The following is a 13647-nucleotide window of genomic DNA, read 5'->3' on the forward strand; positions in this document are numbered from 1 at the left end:
GGTTGCTCAGAGGCTCTTCTCGAACACCTGGGAATTGCGCTGGTAGTTGTACAGCGACGCCCGTGCGGCCGGCAGGCGGTCCACACTGCTGGGTTGGAAGCCGCGCTCGCGGAACCAGTGGGCGGTTCGCGTGGTGAGCACGTAGAGGGTCTTCAGGCCAAGGTTGCGCGCGCGCTGTTCGATGCGCTCCAGCAGGTCGTCGCCACGTCCGCCGTGGCGATATTCCGGGTTCACCGCCAGGCAAGCCAGCTCGCCCGAGTCCGAGTCGGCAATGGGATAGAGCGCGGCGCAGGCGATGATCAGCCCTTCGCGCTCGACGATACTGAACTGCTCGATCTCGCGCTCCAGCACCTCGCGGGAACGGCGCACCAGGATGCCCTGCTCTTCCAGCGGGCGAATCAGCTCCAGCAAGCCGCCGACGTCCTCGATGCCCGCCTCGCGCAGTTGTTCGAACTGTTCCTGGGCGACCAGGGTGCCATTGCCGGTGCGGGTGAAGAGCTCGCTGAGCAGCGAGCCGTCTTCGGTGTAGCTGACGATATGGCTGCGACGTACGCCCGCGCGACAGGCCTGGGCGGCGGCATCCAGCAGCTCGCCCTGGTAGCTCGCACCCAGACGCTCCAGGTGCGCCGGCACCTGCTGCGGACGCAGCTCGCGCACCAGCTTGCCGGCGTCGTCCATCAAGCCGCGCTCGGCTCCGTAGAGGATCAGCTTGTCCGCGCCCAGGTCGATGGCGGCGCGCATGGCCACGTCCTCGCAGGCGAGGTTGAATATTTCACCGGTGGGCGAATAGCCCAGCGGCGAGAGCAGCACGATGCTGCGCTCGTCGAGCTGGCGATTGATGCCCTTGCGGTCGATCCGCCGCACTTCGCCGGTGTGGTGGTAATCGATGCCGTCGACCACGCCGATCGGTCGTGCGGTGACGAAGTTGCCCGAGGTCACGCGCATGCGCGAGCCCTGCATGGGCGAGGCGGCCATGTCCATGGACAGGCGTGCCTCGATGGTGATGCGCAGGCTGCCAACCGCGTCGATCACACAGCCCAGGGTCAGCGCGTCGGTGACCCGCAAACCACGGTGGAAGCGCGGCGCCAGCCCGTGGGAGGCCAGACGTGCTTCGATCTGCGGGCGCGAGCCGTGCACCAGCACCAGGCGCACGCCCAGGCTGTGCAGCAGCACCAGGTCGTGGACGATATTGCCGAAATTGGGGTCTTCGACGCCCTCGCCGGGGAGCATCACCACGAAGGTGCAGTCCCGGTGCGAGTTGATATAGGGCGAAGCGTGGCGCAGCCAGTTGACGTAGTCGTGCATTGCTTGAAAAGCCTGTCGTTCGAGTGGGCGGAAATCTGTCGGATGCGGCCGGAGCTCGGCCAGGGCGGCGCGGTTATCGTCGTCGCATGAACATCGACAGGTTTCTCCTCTTGGATAGGTTGGGCCCGTTGTCGGGGCGCTCTACAGGCAACTCTTCATCAACAGTTGTTGCGGACCGTCGTACGGACTGCCCTTCATGAACTGCCTTTCATAGACTGCCTTTCATAGACAGTAATGACGGATCAGTCCGCGCAGCAGTTCCACGGTGGGCTCGATGCGGTCGAGCTCGAGGTGTTCGTCCGGCTGGTGGGCGCAGGCAATGTCGCCGGGGCCCAGCACCAGGGTCTGGCAGCCGAGCTGCTGAAGATACGGTGCTTCGGTGCCAAAGGCTACCGCTTCCGCCGTGTGCCCGGTGAGACTTTCGGCCAGCCGCACCAGCTCGCTTTGCGCCGGTTCCTCGAAGGGCGGCACGGCGGGGAACAGCGGTGCGTAGTCGATCTTCACGGCGTGACGCTCAGCAACGGGTTTCAGGCGTTCGCGGATGGCCTGGCGCAGGACTTCGGGCTGCATGCCGGGCAGCGGGCGCAGGTCGAACTCCAGCGCGCACTGGCCGCAGATGCGGTTGGGGTTGTCGCCGCCGTGGATGCAGCCCAGGTTCAAGGTCGGCTGCGGCACGCTGAACTGCGGGTTGTTGTACTCCTGCTGCCACTGGCTGCGCAGGCCCTGCAGTTCGCCCATCACCGCCTGCATCGCCTCCAGCGCGCTGCGCCCCAGGCTCGGGTCGGAGGAATGGCCGCTCTGCCCGAGGATGTCGATGCGCTCCATCATCACCCCCTTGTGCAGACGAATCGGCTTCAGGTTGGTCGGCTCGCCGATCACCGCCGCGCGCCCCAGCGGCCGCCCCGCCTCGGCCAGTGCGCGGGCGCCAGCCATGGAGCTTTCCTCGTCGCAGGTGGCGAGCAGGATCAGCGGCTGTTTGAACGGCTGATCCAACAATGGCAGCAGGGCTTCGATGGCGAGGGCGAAGAAGCCCTTCATGTCGCAGGAGCCCAGACCGAACCAGCGCCCGTCGCGCTCGTCCAGGCCCAGCGGGTCGCTTTTCCACAGGGCTTCGTCGTAGGGCACCGTATCGGTGTGCCCGGCCAGTACCAGCCCGCCGGGGCCGCTGCCCAGGGTAGCGACAAGGTTGAACTTGCCGGGCGACACCGGCTGCAGCTCACAGGCGAAGCCCAGGTCCACCAGCCAGTTGCCCAGCAGCTCGACTACCGGGCGGTTGGACTGGTCCAGCGCCGGCTGGGTACAGCTGACCGAGGGCAGCGCAATCAGCTCGGCGAAGCGTTGTTTCAGCGGCGGCAACGGCATGGCTTTCTCCAGAAGATGGCCTCCACTATGGACCATGCCGCGGTGCGGTAAAACCTCGCGGCGTCCGGCAGGAATGCCGAAGTCCTGTAAACTGCATGACTTTGAAGTCTTTTTCGCGCCCGTCGTTCCGTCCTTCCTACAGCAGGTCGGGAATCCGGGCGCGTCCGCTCTGAACCGGACCCCCGCCATGCAGAAAGAAACCGAAATCAAATTGCGCGCCAGCCGCGAGACCCTCGAAGCCCTGCGCGAGCATCCCGCGCTGAAGAAGCGCAACAAATCCGGCTGGGAGCCCCGCGAGCTGTTCAACCAGTATTACGACACCCCCGGCCGCGACCTGGCTCGCGCCCGCGTGGCGCTGCGCCTGCGCAAGGATGGCGAGCAGTTCATCCAGACCCTGAAGACCCGCGGCCAGAGCGTCGCCGGCCTTTCCGAGCGCAACGAGTGGGACTGGTACCTGGAGAAGAACAAGCTCGACATCAAGAAGCTCGACGACCAGTGCTGGCCGGCCGCCCTGGCCGACCTGGACAAGAAGAGCCTGAAGCCGATCTTCAGCACCGACTTCACCCGCCAGCGCGCCGAGATTGCCTGGGGTCGCGGCAAGGCCAAGGTGGTGATCGAGGCCGCGCTGGACCTGGGCAAGGTCGTCGCCGGCAAGCAGGAAGAGGAAATCTGCGAGCTGGAACTGGAACTGCGCCAGGGCGAGCCCGAAGCGCTGCTGGAGCTGGCCATCGAGCTGGCCGCGGACCTGGCGCTGATGCCCTGCGACATCAGCAAGGCCGAGCGCGGCTACCGCCTGTTCGACCCGTCCAGCTACAGCATCCAGCCCGACACCCAGAAGCTGCTGCACGAAACTCCGCTGGACGGCGCCTTTGCCGCGCTGTCCTGGTCGCTGCTGGGCAGCAGCCAGCGTCTGGCCGAGCAATACCGCTTCAACGGCCACTGGAGCCTGCTGGAAAGCTGGCTCCAGCAACTGGTCGACCTGCGCGCCCTGCTCGGTAGCCTCGGCCAGGCTGTACCGCGCGCCAGCACCCGCGAGCTGCGCGCTGCCCTCGACGCGCTGATCGCCGACTGGCAGCCGCGCATCGAACAGGGTCGCCACGACGATGCCGTGCGCCAGCAGATGCCAGCCGCCTTCCTCGAGGAACTGGCCAACGTGCGCTGGGGTCAGTTCTCCCTGAGCACCTCGCGCTGGCTGCTGGGCAAGGGCTGGACCCTTGAGCGCAACGACCGCGCCAACCGCCTGGGCGGATCCGCCGTCGGCAAGTGGCTACAGCGCACCCTGGCCGAAGAGGCCCAGGCCATGCCGCTGCAGCGCGCCCAGCAACTGCCCGAAGTGCTCGCCGACCAGTTGCCGCGCCTGCAACGCATGCTGGTCTGGCTGCGCCTGGCGCGTAGCGTGCTGGAGCTGCCGGAAACTGACCGCCTCTATGGCGAACTGGCCAAGCTGCAGGAGCTGCTCGTCACTCCCGACGCCGAGGGGCGCCTGGATGCCCTCGCGGCCCAGGCCCATACTGTGCTGACCCTCAAGCCGTGGAAGGCGCTTTTGAAATAAGCTTCAGAGGAGCCGAGCTTTCGGAGCTCTTCGTAGGAGCGAGCTTGCTCGCGAATCAAGTGGTGCCGTACCCGACCTGGTTCGCGAGCAAGCTCGCTCCTACAGGAAACTCTTTCCGGCCCGTCGCTCCCGCCACGACCAACAGGAGTTCCGATGTCCGTCTTTGCCCCATCCGCCCAGGACCGTCCGCTCGACCTGGGCGACATCCTGCGCGAGCTGGTCACCCAGGGCCGCGTCGCCCAGGATGATGCCGAGCAGTGCCTGGCGATCCGCCGCAGCGCCGTGAAGAACCAGCAGCACCCGCTGGAATTCCTCGCCGCGCAGCAGGTCGCGGACCGCCAACGGCCGGGGCACAAGCTGGACCTGGATACGCTGGTAAGGTGGCTGGCGGATTACTCCGGGCAGCCCTACCTGCGCATCGACCCGCTGAAGATCGACGTCGCTGCGGTCACCCCGCTGATGTCCTACGCCTTCGCCCAGCGCCACCTGATCCTCGCGGTCGCGGTGGCCCCGGATGAAGTCACCATCGCCAGCGCACAGCCATTCGTGCACGCCTGGGAGAGCAACCTCACCCACGTGCTCAAGCGCCCTATCAAGCGCGTGGTGGCCAACCCGGTGGACATCCAGCGCTTCACCGTGGAGTTCTACCGCCTCGCCAAGTCGGTGACCGGCGCCAGCTCGCAGGATCAGAAGATCAGCGGAATCGGCAACTTCGAGCAATTGCTCAACCTGGGTGCCAGCGACCAGGAGCCCGATGCCAACGACGCTCACATCGTCACCATCGTCGACTGGCTGTTCCAGTACGCCTTCCAGCAGCGGGCCAGCGATATCCACATCGAGCCGCGCCGCGAGCAGGGCACGGTGCGTTTCCGCATCGATGGCGTGCTGCACAACGTCTACCAGTTCCCGCCACAGGTCAGCATGGCGGTGGTCAGCCGCCTGAAGTCCCTGGGGCGAATGAACGTCGCCGAGAAGCGCAAGCCGCAGGACGGCCGGGTGAAGACCAAGACCCCCGACGGCGCCGAGGTGGAGCTGCGCCTGTCGACCCTGCCCACCGCCTTCGGCGAGAAGATGGTGATGCGGATCTTCGACCCCGAGGTGCTGCTCAAGAGCTTCGACCAGCTCGGCTTTTCCCCCGACGACCTGCGCCGCTGGGAGAGCATGACCAGCCAGCCCAACGGCATCATCCTGGTCACCGGGCCCACCGGTTCGGGCAAGACCACCACGCTCTACACCACGCTCAAGCAGCTGGCGACCGACGAGGTGAACCTCTGCACCATCGAGGACCCGATCGAGATGATCGAGCCTTCGTTCAACCAGATGCAGGTGCAGCACAACATCGACCTGACCTTCGCCAGCGGCGTGCGCGCCCTGCTGCGTCAGGACCCGGACATCATCATGGTCGGCGAGATCCGCGACCTGGAAACCGCCGAAATGGCGATCCAGGCCGCGCTCACCGGCCACCTGGTGCTCTCCACCCTGCACACCAACGACTCGCCCACCGCCATCACCCGCCTGCTGGAACTGGGCGTGCCCTACTACCTGATCCGCGCCACCGTGCTCGGCGTCATGGCCCAGCGCCTGGTGCGCACCCTGTGTCCGCACTGCAAGGCGCCGATGGAGCTGCAGGAGGAGGACTGGCAGGAAGTCACCCGCCCGTGGAACGCCCCGCTGCCTACCGGCGCGCACCAGGCCGTCGGCTGCCTGGAGTGCCGCGACACCGGCTACCGCGGGCGCGCCGGCGTGTACGAGATCATGCTGCTGAGCGAATCGCTGAAGGAACTGATCACCGCCGACACCGACCTCATTCCGCTACGCCGCCAGGCCTTCAAGGAAGGCATGCGCAGCCTGCGCCTGTCCGGCGCGCAGAAGGTCGCTGCCGGCCTGACGACCATCGAGGAAGTCATGCGGGTCACCCCGCAAAGCGAGCAGAAGTAAGCCGCCGGGCAGCCGACTGAGGACCAGCCCTCGGGCGCCTGCTGCACTTTCCTGCATGCGTGCCTGGCGTGCCGGTTACACTCGATCTACGCACCTATTACCCAAGCAGACAAGGAGTCTCTCGCATGGAAATCGGCAGTGTTGCCCTGCTGTTCGTCATCCTCGCCATCGTCATCGTCCTCATGGGGTTCAAGGTCGTGCCCCAGGGCTTCGAATGGACCATCGAACGCTTCGGCCGCTACACCGTCACCCTCAAGCCGGGCCTGAGCATCATCATTCCGGTGGTCGACCGCGTCGGCCAGAAGATCAACATGATGGAGCGCGTGCTCGACGTGCCGCCGCAGGAGGCCATCAGCGCCGACAACGCCATCGTGCAGATCGACGCCGTGTGCTTCTTCCAGGTGGTCGACGCAGCGCAAGCCGCGTATGAGGTGAGCGGGCTGGAAAACGCCGTACGCAACCTGGTGATGACCAACATCCGCACCGTGCTCGGCTCCATGGAACTGGACCACATGCTCAGCCAGCGCGACGCGATCAACGAACGCCTGCTGCGTACCGTCGACGAAGCCACCGCGCCCTGGGGCCTGAAGGTCACCCGTATCGAGATCAAGGACATCAGCCCACCGGCCGACCTGGTGGAAGCCATGGCCAGCCAGATGAAGGCCGAGCGCCTCAAGCGTGCGCAGATCCTCGAAGCCGAAGGCCGCCGCGCTGCCGAGATTCTCACCGCCGAAGGCAAGAAGCAGGCGCAGATTCTTGAAGCAGAGGGCCTGCGCCAATCGGCCTTCCTCGAATCCGAGGCCCGCGAACGCCAGGCCGAAGCCGAAGCCAAGGCGACCCAGGTGGTCTCCGAGGCCATCGCCAGCGGTAACGTGCAGGCGATCAACTACTTCGTCGCCCAGAAGTACGTCGACGCCCTCGGCCAACTGGCCAGCTCCAACAACAGCAAGATCGTGCTGATGCCGCTGGAAGCCAGCCAGGTGATCGGCGCGGTCGGCGGTATCGGCGAGATCGTCAAGGCCACCTTCGGCGAAACCAAGGGCCGTAGCTGATGGCCGCCTTTCTCCAGAACCTCGGTTTCTGGGACTGGCTGGGCCTGGGCATCGTCCTGCTGATCCTGGAAATCTTCGGTGCCGGCGGCTACCTGCTGTGGATCGGCATCGCCGCGGCGCTGACCGGCGTCCTGTCGTTTCTGCTGCCGGGGCTGGACTGGGTCTGGCAGTGCCTGGCCTTTGGCGTGCTGGCGATCCTCACCGCGCTTTACTGGTGGAACCATCAGCGCCTCAACAAGCGCCAGGCTGTACCCTCCAGCCTCAACCGCCGAGGCAGTGAGCTGGTCGGCCGGCAGTTCGCCCTGCATGACGCCATCGTCGGCGGGCGCGGCAAGATCCGCGTTGGCGACAGCGTCTGGCTGGTCAGCGGGCCGGACCTGCCCGTCGGCACGCAGGTGCGCGTGATCAGGCAGGATGGCGTACTGCTGATCGTCGAGCCAGCCCTGTAGGAGCGAGCTTGCTCGCGAACATGCCCCACTGCGGGGCTCGGTTCGCGAGCAAGCTCGCTCCTACAAAGAGCCATAAAAAAGCCCGCCAATCGGCGGGCTTTTTCATTCAGGCGATGCTCAGCTTGCGGCCGGCTGCGCCGGGGCGCGGCGGTAGGCCCAGACCATCAGCGCGATGCCGCCCAGGACCATCGGTACGCACAGCACCTGGCCCATGGTCAGCCAGCCCCAGGCCAGGTAGCCCAGCTGGGCATCCGGCACGCGGACGAACTCGACGATGAAGCGGAAGATGCCGTAGCACAGCACGAACAGGCCAGACACCGAGGCGGTCGGGCGCGGCTTGCGGGTGAACAGCCAGAGCACGACGAACAGCGCTACGCCTTCCAGCGCGAACTGGTACAGCTGCGACGGGTGGCGCGGCTCCGGGCCGCCGGTGGGGAAGATCATCGCCCAGGGCACGTCGGTCACCTTGCCCCACAGCTCGCCGTTGATGAAGTTGCCGATGCGCCCGGCGCCCAGGCCGATCGGCACCAGCGGCGCGATCAGGTCCATCAGCTGGAAGAAGCTCTTGTTGTTGCGCTTGCCGAACCACCAGGTGGCCAGCATCACGCCGATCAGCCCGCCGTGGAACGACATGCCGCCCTTCCAGACCTCGAAGATCAGCGTCGGGTTGGCGATGTACTCATCCAGGTTGTAGAACAGCACGTAGCCCAGGCGCCCACCCAGAACCACGCCACACGCGACCCAGAAGACCAGATCGGAGAGTTTCTCCTTGGTCCAGGTCGGGTCGAAATCCTTCAGCTTGCGCGACGCCAGCAGCCAGGCGCCGCCGATGCCGATCAGGTACATCAGGCCGTACCAGTGGATTTTCAGCGGCCCGAGCGCGACGGCAACCGGGTCGATCTGTGGATAAGGCAGCATCCGCTTCTCCTAGCAGGAACTCAGATCAGAAAACTCAAGCCCACGCTGAACAGCAGCAGGGCGAACAAACGCTTCAGGACTTTCGCCGGCAGGCGATGCGCCAGCCGCGCCCCGATGCGGGCAAAGAACATGCTGGTGACGGCAATGCCCACCAGCGCCGGGAGGTAGACGAAACCCAGGCTCATCTCCGGCAGTTTTTCGTTATGCCAGCCGACGACGATGAAGGATATCGCGCCAGCGATGGCGATCGGCAGGCCGCAAGCCGAGGAAGTCGCAACCGCCTGTTGCATGGAGACGCCCCGCCAGGACAGGAAAGGCACGGTCAGCGAGCCGCCGCCGATGCCGAAGATCGCCGAAGCCCAGCCCACCACACCGCCAGCTACGCCCAGGCCGAACCGCCCGGGCAGTCCACGTTCGCTTCTGGGCTGCAGGCCCAGCGCCATCTGGATCGACACCAGGATGGCGAAGCTGCCGATGATCTTCTGCAGCACCGGCCCCTGGATCTTCGACGCAGTGAGCGCACCCAGCGCGCCGCCGACCAGAATGCCGACGGTCATCCAGGCGAATACCGGCCAGAGCACGGCGCCACGGCGGTGATGTTCGCGGATCGAATTGATCGAGGTGAAGATGATGGTTGCCAGCGAAGTGCCCACCGCCATCTGGGTCAGCACATCGGGCGAGAAGCCATGGGCGGTGAAACTGAACACCAGCGCCGGGACGATGATCAACCCGCCGCCGACGCCGAACAGGCCGGCGAGCACGCCAGCGCAGGCGCCAAGCACCAGGTAGAGCACGAACTCCATGGGCAACCTCGGGCAACAAAGCGGGCATGGTAGCCGAAGGCTCCCGGGCGCTCCAGCCACTCCGGGACATCGGCGGATGTTGATAGACTGCCGGAACACCACGGAGTTCGACCCATGTGCCTGATCGTCTTCGCCTGGCGTCCCGGCCACGCCACGCCCCTGATCGTCGCGGCCAACCGCGATGAGTTCTATGCCCGCCCGACGCTGCCGCTGGCAGCCTGGGAGGACTACCCCGGCCTCTACGCCGGCCGAGACCTCGAGGCCGGCGGTACCTGGCTGGGCGTGGCGCCGGATGGCCGCTTCGCCGCCCTGACCAACGTGCGCGACCCCGGCCAGCCGGTAGGCCCGCGCACCCGTGGCGAGCTGGTGGCGGCCTTCCTGCAGGGCCGGCAAACACCGCTGGAGTACCTGCAGCAAGTCGCCCGCCGCGCGGCAGACTACAGCGGCTTCAACCTGCTGGTGGGCGACGCCGCGCAGCTCTGCTACTTCAATCCTCGCGTCGGTCCGCCGGTGGCGGTGGCTCCGGGTGTGCACGGGCTGTCCAACGCCGCGCTGAACACGCCCTGGCCCAAGCTGCTGAATGCCCGTAACGGGCTGGAAGCTGTATTGGAGAGGCCGGCCACCGGCTCACTGGTGGCGCTGCTGGCCGACAATCGCCAACCCAGCGAAGCCGAACTGCCGGACACCGGCGTCGGCCTGGCGACGGAGCGCCTGCTTTCCAGCGTGTTCATTGCCAGCCCGACCTACGGCACCCGTGCCAGCACCGCGCTGATCGTCCACGCCGACGGCCGCCGCGAGCTGCTGGAACACAGTTTCGGCCCCAGCGGTGCGCGCCTGGGCGAAGTCGTTCTGTCTCTCTAGCAGGTGACGATGCAGTCGCGCTGACGCTTGGCGCGGTAGAGCCCGTCGTCCAGACGGCGCAACATCACCATCAGGTCCTCGCCGGGCCGCATCGCGGTCACCGAGAAACTGGCGGTGAGCTGGGTGGGTAGTGAGATATCCGCCCGACGCAGGCTCAGGCGCAGCCGCTCGGCCAGCTCGCGCGCTGCCTCGCAGGCGGTCTCCGGCAGCAGCACGATGAACTCCTCGCCGCCCCAGCGGGCGAAGCAGTCCTCTTCGCGCAAACGCCGCCGCACCACCTCGGCCACCGCCACCAGTACGCGGTCGCCAGCCTGGTGCCCGAGGCTGTCGTTGATCCGCTTGAAGTGGTCGAGGTCGAACATCATCAGCGAGCAGCCGTGGCCATGCCGCTGCAGTCGCTGCCATTCCGCATGCAACTGATGCTCGAAGCGCCGCCGGTTGGCGATCTGCGTCAGCGGGTCGATTTCGGACAGGCGCAAGGCAACAGCGGCCTGTTCGGCCAGCGCCTGGTTCGCTTCGCGCAGGGCCTCGGTGCGGGTCTGCACCAGCAGTTCCAGGCTCAGGTTGAGCTGGTGGAGCTCGTGGTTCTTCTCCTGCAGCGCCAGTTCCGCCAGCTTTCGCTCGTGGACGTTACGGTGAGCACCGATCATCCGTGTTGGCTTGCCGTCATCATCGAACTCGAAGAAGCGCCCGTGATCGCTGACCCAGAGGTAGTTGCCATCCAGGCAGCGGCAGCGATATTCCTCGCGGTAGACACCGCTGCGCCCCTGCACATAGGCATCGAAGGCGAACATGACCCGACCGAAATCCTCAGGGTGGATAATCTCGTGCCAGGTGGCGACGTTCTCCGGAAGGCTGTCGGGGTCATAGCCCAGCATGACGTACCAGCTCGGGCTACGAGTGACATGGTTGCTGCGGATGTCCCAGTCCCAGATGCCATCACTGACGATGCTCAGGGCGTAGCGCAGGGTGCGGGCGCTGGTATCGGCCTCCGTGCAAGGCGTGACGTCGAGCTCTTCCATAAGCTTCGTCCTGGCCGGTGTGCCGGCCTTGTCGTCTTCGAGCCTCCCGGAAATGCACGGCTCCGGGGGCGTTGTTCGCCAGCGTCAGGCCTGGATGGTCGCCGCCGGGTTGATCACGCGGCCGAGGCCGAGGTTGCGCAGGGCCAGGTGCAGCGAGCTATGGATAACCTGCGGGTTGTCGAAGGTCATCAGCTGGCCGAGCAGTTCGCGGGCCCTGGAGAGAGTCATCTGGCGCAGCAGCCATTTCACCTTGGGCAGGTTGGTGGCGTTCATCGACAGGGAATCGAAGCCCATGGCCATCAGCAGCACGGCAGCCGCCGGATCGCCAGCCATCTCACCACAGATGCTGACTGGTTTGCCTTCGGCATGGGAGTCGTCAACCACCTTCTTCAGCGCCTGCAGAACCGCCGGGTGCAGGTAGTCGTAGAGGTCGGCGACGCGCGGGTTGTTGCGGTCCACGGCCAGCAGGTACTGGGTCAGGTCGTTGGAGCCGACCGAGAGGAAGTCCACCTGGCGCGCCAGCTCGCGGGTCTGGTACACGGCCGCGGGGATCTCCACCATCATGCCGATCGGCGGCATGGGGATGTCGACGCCCTCGTCGCGCACTTCGCCCCAGGCGCGGTGAATCAGGTGCAGCGCCTCTTCCAGCTCGTGAGTACCGGAGATCATCGGCAGCAGGATGCGCAGGTTGTCCAGGCCTTCACTGGCCTTGAGCATGGCACGGGTCTGCACCAGGAAGATTTCCGGGTGGTCGAGGGTGACGCGGATGCCGCGCCAACCGAGGAAGGGGTTGTCTTCCTTGATCGGGAAGTAGGACAGCGCCTTGTCGCCGCCGATGTCCAGGGTACGCATGGTCACCGGCAACGGATGGAAGGCGGAGAGCTGCTCGCGGTAGATGGCGAGCTGTTCCTTCTCGCTGGGGAAGCGGTCGTTGATCATGAACGGCACTTCGGTGCGATACAGCCCGACACCCTCGGCACCGCGCTCCTGGGCGCGAGCCACGTCCGCCAGCAGGCCGGTGTTGACCCACAGCGGCATGCGATGGCCGTCCAGTGTCTCGCAGGGCAGCTCGCGCAGCGCGGCCAGGCCCTTGCTCAGCTCCTTTTCTTCGGCGACCACTTCGCCGTACTGCTTGACCAGCTGCGGCGACGGGTTGGTGTAGATCTCGCCGTGGTAGCCATCGACGATCAGGTCGATGCCGTCGACCTTGGAGTACGGCAGGTCGACCGCGCCCATCACCGTGGGAATACCCATGGCGCGGGCGAGGATGGCAACGTGGGAGTTGCCCGAACCCAGTACCGAGATCAGACCCACCAGCTTGCCCTCGGGCACCTCGCCGAGCATGGCCGGCGACAGCTCCTCGCTGACGATGATGGTCTGGTCGGGGTAGGTCAGGGACTGCTTACGCTCTTCCTGGAGGTAGGCAAGAATGCGCCGGCCGATGTCCTTCACGTCCGATGCGCGCTCGCGCAGGTAGGCGTCGTCCATCAGCTCGAAGCGCTGCACGTGCTCCATGACCACCTGGCGCAGCGCGCCCTGTGCCCACTGGCCGGTACGGATGATGCGTTTGACTTCCAGCCCGATGGAGGCGTCATCGAGCATCATCAGGTAGACATCGAACAGCGCCCGCTCTTCCTTGCGCAGCTGGGTAGCCAGCTTGCTGGAGAGGTTGCGCATGTCTTCGCGGACCGATTCCAGCGCCTGCTTGAAGCGCTCGACCTCGGCCTCGACGTCGTCGATGGGTTTGTCCGGGACTACTTCCAGGTCGGCCGGCGGCAGCACCACGACGGCCTTGCCCACGGCCACGCCGGGGGCGCCGGGAACGCCGACGAACTTGGCTTCGCTGATGCCCTTGCCCATCTTGCCCAGGCCGCGGATCGAGCCTGTCGCCTCGGCGTGGGCGATAACGCCCGCAAGCTGGGCGCTCATGGTGACGAGGAAGGCTTCCTCGCCTTCGTCGAACTGGCGTTTTTCCTTCTGCTGCACGACCAGAACGCCCATCACCCGACGGTGGTGGATGATCGGTGCGCCGAGGAAGGAGGCGTAGCGTTCCTCGCCGGTCTCGGCGAAGTAGCGGTAACGGGGGTGTTCGGAGGCGTTCTCGAGGTTCAGCGGCTCCTCGCGGGTGCCGACCAGGCCGACCAGGCCCTCGTTGGGCGCCATGCTGACCTTGCCGATGGAGCGTTTGTTCAGGCCCTCGGTGGCCATCAGCACGAAGCGGTTGCTCTCCGGGTCGAGCAGGTAGACCGAGCACACCTGGGTGCCCATCGCCTCCTTCACGCGCTGCACGATGATGCCCAGCGCCGCCTTGAGGTCCTTGGCGGAGTTCACTTCCTGGACGATCTTACGCAGCGTGTTGAGCATGGCGTGGGGGTCTAACTCCTT

At 66.1% G+C, this 13647-nt stretch carries 11 protein-coding genes; 5 read left to right on the forward strand and 6 right to left on the reverse strand.

The genetic code is table 11. From position 1 onward, the window contains the following. Positions 1-6: 6 nt before the first annotated feature. Both argA and argE read right to left on the reverse strand, forming a co-directional pair. Complete coding sequence (gene argA, locus FAS41_RS17170; protein ID WP_138524350.1) at positions 7-1305, reverse strand: amino-acid N-acetyltransferase; 1299 nt, start codon at positions 1303-1305, stop codon at positions 7-9. A gap of 222 nt (positions 1306-1527) precedes the next feature. Beyond that, entirely contained in the window at positions 1528-2667 is a 1140-nt protein-coding gene (gene argE, locus FAS41_RS17175; RefSeq protein WP_138524352.1) for an acetylornithine deacetylase, read from the reverse strand. Positions 2668-2854: 187 nt separating this feature from the next. Between argE and FAS41_RS17180 the strand changes: the two genes are divergently transcribed. The 4 genes from FAS41_RS17180 to FAS41_RS17195 all read left to right on the forward strand — a co-directional run bounded on the left by FAS41_RS17180 (position 2855) and on the right by FAS41_RS17195 (position 7658). Beyond that, positions 2855-4219 (forward strand): CYTH domain-containing protein, encoded by a 1365-nt coding sequence (locus tag FAS41_RS17180; RefSeq protein WP_138524354.1) that lies wholly within the window; start codon positions 2855-2857, stop codon positions 4217-4219. Positions 4220-4372: 153 nt separating this feature from the next. Then, positions 4373-6157, forward strand: a complete 1785-nt coding sequence (gene tfpB, locus FAS41_RS17185; protein ID WP_138524356.1) for a type IV pilus assembly ATPase TfpB — start codon at positions 4373-4375, stop codon at positions 6155-6157. 125 nt (positions 6158-6282) lie between these two features. Further along, a complete protein-coding gene (locus FAS41_RS17190) occupies positions 6283-7209 on the forward strand; it encodes an SPFH domain-containing protein (RefSeq protein ID WP_081515277.1) in 927 nt (308 codons plus the stop codon). After that, positions 7209-7658, forward strand: coding sequence for an NfeD family protein (locus tag FAS41_RS17195; RefSeq protein WP_138524358.1), 450 nt, complete (start codon positions 7209-7211; stop codon positions 7656-7658). The genes FAS41_RS17190 and FAS41_RS17195 overlap by 1 nt, the downstream gene beginning before the upstream one ends. A 117-nt stretch (positions 7659-7775) precedes the next feature. On the opposite strand, the gene lgt is transcribed toward FAS41_RS17195, so the two are convergent. Together lgt and FAS41_RS17205 are read right to left on the reverse strand one after the other, a co-directional pair. Continuing rightward, a complete protein-coding gene (gene lgt, locus FAS41_RS17200; protein WP_045215607.1) occupies positions 7776-8576 on the reverse strand; it encodes a prolipoprotein diacylglyceryl transferase in 801 nt (266 codons plus the stop codon). Positions 8577-8596: 20 nt separating this feature from the next. Continuing rightward, positions 8597-9379 carry a sulfite exporter TauE/SafE family protein gene (locus tag FAS41_RS17205; RefSeq protein ID WP_138524360.1) on the reverse strand — a complete coding sequence of 261 codons (783 nt, stop codon included), beginning with the start codon at positions 9377-9379 and terminating at the stop codon, positions 8597-8599. A gap of 114 nt (positions 9380-9493) precedes the next feature. Between FAS41_RS17205 and FAS41_RS17210 the strand changes: the two genes are divergently transcribed. Beyond that, a complete protein-coding gene (locus FAS41_RS17210) occupies positions 9494-10240 on the forward strand; it encodes an NRDE family protein (protein ID WP_138524362.1) in 747 nt (248 codons plus the stop codon). Here the strand turns inward: FAS41_RS17210 and FAS41_RS17215 are convergent. Beyond that, positions 10237-11262, reverse strand: coding sequence for a sensor domain-containing diguanylate cyclase (locus FAS41_RS17215; protein ID WP_138524364.1), 1026 nt, complete (start codon positions 11260-11262; stop codon positions 10237-10239). The two genes, FAS41_RS17210 and FAS41_RS17215, sit on opposite strands and share 4 nt — an antisense overlap. A gap of 84 nt (positions 11263-11346) precedes the next feature. Continuing rightward, positions 11347-13626 carry a phosphoenolpyruvate--protein phosphotransferase gene (ptsP, locus tag FAS41_RS17220; RefSeq protein WP_138524366.1) on the reverse strand — a complete coding sequence of 760 codons (2280 nt, stop codon included), beginning with the start codon at positions 13624-13626 and terminating at the stop codon, positions 11347-11349. Between the last annotated feature and the right edge of the window lie 21 nt (positions 13627-13647).

This window comes from Pseudomonas nicosulfuronedens, from assembly GCF_005877905.1.
Taxonomy (GTDB): domain Bacteria; phylum Pseudomonadota; class Gammaproteobacteria; order Pseudomonadales; family Pseudomonadaceae; genus Pseudomonas; species Pseudomonas nicosulfuronedens.

Bases quoted from the DNA above. Each gene is read 5' to 3' on its own strand.
- argA (WP_138524350.1), bottom strand. From the start codon at position 1,305: ATGCACGACTACGTCAACTGGCTGCGCCACGCTTCGCCCTATATCAAC.
- argE (WP_138524352.1), bottom strand. From the start codon at position 2,667: ATGCCGTTGCCGCCGCTGAAACAACGCTTCGCCGAGCTGATTGCGCTG.
- FAS41_RS17180 (WP_138524354.1), top strand. From the start codon at position 2,855: ATGCAGAAAGAAACCGAAATCAAATTGCGCGCCAGCCGCGAGACCCTC.
- tfpB (WP_138524356.1), top strand. From the start codon at position 4,373: ATGTCCGTCTTTGCCCCATCCGCCCAGGACCGTCCGCTCGACCTGGGC.
- FAS41_RS17190 (WP_081515277.1), top strand. From the start codon at position 6,283: ATGGAAATCGGCAGTGTTGCCCTGCTGTTCGTCATCCTCGCCATCGTC.
- FAS41_RS17195 (WP_138524358.1), top strand. From the start codon at position 7,209: ATGGCCGCCTTTCTCCAGAACCTCGGTTTCTGGGACTGGCTGGGCCTG.
- lgt (WP_045215607.1), bottom strand. From the start codon at position 8,576: ATGCTGCCTTATCCACAGATCGACCCGGTTGCCGTCGCGCTCGGGCCG.
- FAS41_RS17205 (WP_138524360.1), bottom strand. From the start codon at position 9,379: ATGGAGTTCGTGCTCTACCTGGTGCTTGGCGCCTGCGCTGGCGTGCTC.
- FAS41_RS17210 (WP_138524362.1), top strand. From the start codon at position 9,494: ATGTGCCTGATCGTCTTCGCCTGGCGTCCCGGCCACGCCACGCCCCTG.
- FAS41_RS17215 (WP_138524364.1), bottom strand. From the start codon at position 11,262: ATGGAAGAGCTCGACGTCACGCCTTGCACGGAGGCCGATACCAGCGCC.
- ptsP (WP_138524366.1), bottom strand. From the start codon at position 13,626: ATGCTCAACACGCTGCGTAAGATCGTCCAGGAAGTGAACTCCGCCAAG.